This window comes from Novosphingobium organovorum (genome assembly GCF_022832435.1).
GTDB lineage: Bacteria > Pseudomonadota > Alphaproteobacteria > Sphingomonadales > Sphingomonadaceae > Novosphingobium > Novosphingobium organovorum.
Genome location: NZ_JALHLF010000195.1, coordinates 1 through 3,569, shown reverse-complemented (window position 1 = coordinate 3,569; position 3,569 = coordinate 1). Strand labels below are relative to the sequence as shown.

The window sequence follows — 3,569 nt, the reverse complement described above, 5'->3', positions numbered from 1 at the left end:
GCGCTGCCGGTCGCCGCGCTCGGCCTCGACGAGGAGGGCGAGCGCACGCTGCGCCGCGCCGGGCTCAAGACCATCGGCGATCTCGCGGCGCGTTCGATGGCGAGCATCGCGGCGCGTTTCGGCGGCGATGCGGTGCGTGCGCTGCGCCGCCTGACGGGGGAGGAGCAGGCCCCGATCACCGCGCTCGAAACACCCGAACCACTCCATTTCGAACGCCGCTTCGCCGAACCGATCGGCTTGCAGAGCACGGTCGCAGCCTGTTTTCTCGACCTGCTTCACGAAGCGGCGGGCGTGCTCGAGGAGCGGCACCTGGGCGGGCGGCGCTTTGCCCTGACGCTGTTTCGCAGCGACGGTGCGCGCCACCGGCTCGACATCGCGACCGGCCAGCCCACGCGCGATCCGGCGGTGCTGCTGCGCCTGTTCGACGAGCGCATCGCCAGCCTGGCCGACCCGCTCGACCCCGGTTTCGGCTACGACCGGATCACCCTGTTCCTCGCCGCAAGCGAACCGCTCGCGCCGCGCCAGGACAGGTTGGTCGCAGCGCCGTGCGGGGACGATCCCGAAGACGGCGCGCTCGCCGCGCTGATCGACCGGCTCAGCACCCGGCTGGGGGCGGGCAGCGTGCGCCGGCTGGTGCCGCAGGCCAGCCACCTGCCCGAACAGGCCCAGCTTGCCTTTCCCGCGCAACAGGACCGCACGCCCGCGCGCTGGCCCGCGTTGCCGAGCGGCGAGCCACCGCTGCGCCCGCTGTTCCTGTTCGATCCCCCCCAGCCGGTCGAGGTTCTGGCCGAAGTGCCCGATGGCCCACCACACCGCTTCCGCTGGCGGCGCAAGCTGCACGAGGTGCGCCTTTACGAAGGGCCCGAGCGGATCGCCGACGAATGGTGGCAGCGCGTGGGCGGCGAAGCGCCGGGGCAGGGCGGGCTGACGCGCGACTACTACCGGGTCGAGGATGCGCGCGGGCGGCGCTACTGGATCTTCCGCCACGGGCTCTACGACGAAAAGCCCGACCCGCGCTGGTACATCCACGGCCTCTTCGCATGAGCAGGGCGCCTCCCCGCTTTGCCGAGCTGGTCGCGGCGACCAACTACAGCTTCCTGCGCGGCGCCTCGCACCCGGCCGAGATGGTCGCGCGCGCGCAGCATCTGGGGCTGGCCGGGATCGGCATTGCCGATCGCAACAGCGTGGCGGGCGTGGTGCGCGCGCACATGGCCTGGCGCGAGATCGGCGGGCTGGCGAGCGGGTTCCGGCTGGCGGTGGGCGCGCGGCTGGTGTTCGCCGACGGCACGAGCGACATTATCGCCTATCCCGCCACGCGCCATGGCTGGGGGCGGCTGACGCGGCTGCTCACGCTGGGCAACCGGCGCGCGCGCAAGGGCGAATGCCAGCTTCATCTCACCGATCTGCTCGACCATGCCGAAGACCTGCTGCTGATCGCGATGGAGGCCGATCGCGCGCTGCTCGAACGGCTGGTCGGCGCCCGCCCCGGCGCGGTCTGGCTGGCGGCGAGCATGCTGCGCGAAGGGCGCGACGCGCGCCGCCTGAAGGAACGCGAAGCGCTCGCCGCGCAGCTTGGCGTGCCGCTGCTCGCCACCAACGACGCGCTCTACGCCGGGCGCGAGGCGCGGCCCTTGCACGATATCCTCAGCTGCATCCGCGAAGGCACGACGATCCACGCGGCGGGTCATGCGCTCGCCGCCAACGCCGAACGCCATCTCAAGGCGCCGGGCGAGATGGCGCGGCTGTTTTCCGCCGCGCCCCTGGCGCTGGCGGGCGGTCTCGATCTTCTCGGGCGGATCACCTTCACGCTCGACGACTTGCGCTACGAATACCCGCACGAGCCGGTGCCCGCGGGCTGGACCTCGCAGGACTGGCTTGAACACCTGGTCGAGGAGGGCGGGCGCGCGCGCTTTCCCGAAGGGCTCACGCCCGATTACCGTGCGGTCCTGGCCGAGGAATTCCGGCTGATCCGCGCGCGAAACTACGCCTCCTATTTCCTCACCGTCCACGACATCGTGCGCCACGCGCGCAGCCTCGATCCGCCGATCCTGTGCCAGGGGCGCGGCAGCGCGGCCAATTCGCTGGTGTGCTATTTCCTCGGCGTAACCCCGATCGATCCGGTGCGCGAGCGTCTGCTCTTTGCGCGCTTCCTGTCCGAGGAGCGCGACGAGCCGCCCGACATCGACGTCGATTTCGAGCATGAGCGCCGCGAGGAGATCATGCAGTACATCTACGCGCGCTACGGCCGCGAGCGCGCGGGGATCGCGGCGACGGTGATCCACTACCGCCCGCGCAGCACGGTGCGCGAAGTGGGCAAGGCGCTGGGGCTGAGCGAGGACGTGACGACCCGGCTGACCGCGACGGTCTGGGGCAGCTGGGAAGGCGACATGCCCGAGGCCCGGCTGGCCGAGGCCGGCTACGATCTGGCCAACCCGCAGATCGCGCGGTTGAAGGCGCTGGTCGACCAGTTGCTGCGCTTTCCGCGCCACCTTTCGCAGCATGTCGGTGGTTTCGTGCTGACCGAGGGGCGGCTCGACGAGCTGGTGCCGATCCACAACGCGGCGATGCCCGATCGCACCTTCATCGAATGGGACAAAGACGATATCGACGCGCTCGGGCTGATGAAGGTCGACGTGCTCGCGCTTGGCATGCTGACCTGCATCCGCAAGAGCTTCGACCTGCTGCGCGCGCACGGGCTGGCCGATCTCGACCTGGCGCGGGTACCGCTGGAGGATGCGGCGACCTACCGGATGCTGCGCCGGGGGGACAGCATCGGCACCTTCCAGGTCGAGAGCCGGGCGCAGATCGCGATGCTGCCGCGCATGAAGCCGCGCGAACTCTACGATCTGGTGATCCAGGTCGCGATCGTGCGGCCCGGGCCGATCCAGGGCGGCATGGTCCACCCCTACCTGCGCCGCCGCAACGGGGAGGAGCCGGTGGTCTTCCCGCGCCCCGCCCCGCCGCACGACCCGCGCGAACTGCATGGGGTGCTGGGCAAGACGCTGGGCGTGCCGCTGTTCCAGGAACAGGCGATGAAGCTGGCAATCGTTGCCGCCGGGTTCACTCCGGCCGAGGCCGACGGGCTGCGGCGCGCGATGGCGACGTTTCGCAACCACGGCACGATCGAGCGCTACCGCGACCGGCTGATCAGCGGGATGACCGCGCGCGGGTACGAGGCCGACTTTGCCGAGCGCTGCTTCGACCAGATCCGTGGCTTTGGCGAATACGGCTTTCCCGAAAGCCACGCGCAGGCCTTCGGCTGGCTGGCCTATGTCTCCTCCTGGCTGAAATGCCGCTACCCGGCGGTGTTCACCTGCGCGCTGCTCAACAGCCAGCCCATGGGCTTCTACGCGCCCGCGCAGCTGGTGCGCGACGCGCGCGAGCATGGCGTCGAGGTGCGCGCCGTCGACGTGAACGCGAGCGCGTGGGACAGCACGCTCGAGCCGTGCGGCAATGGCGCGCTCGCGCTGCGGCTGGGGCTGTCGCGGATCGAGGGGTTCCGGCGTGACTGGGCTGAGGCACTGGTGCGCGCGCGGGCCGAGGGCATTGTGCGCTCGGTCGAGGATCTC

2 protein-coding genes are annotated in these 3,569 nt (G+C 71.0%); both read left to right on the top strand.

Going from position 1 to position 3,569, the window contains the following annotated elements; translation table 11 throughout:
• On the top strand, positions 1-1,044 hold a 1,044-nt coding region (locus tag MTR62_RS20380; RefSeq protein WP_244024394.1), incomplete at its 5' end, for a DinB/UmuC family translesion DNA polymerase.
• Positions 1,041-3,569, top strand: a 2,529-nt coding sequence (locus tag MTR62_RS20375; RefSeq protein WP_244024393.1) for an error-prone DNA polymerase, incomplete at its 3' end; no start/stop codon positions are given. The genes MTR62_RS20380 and MTR62_RS20375, both read left to right, overlap by 4 nt.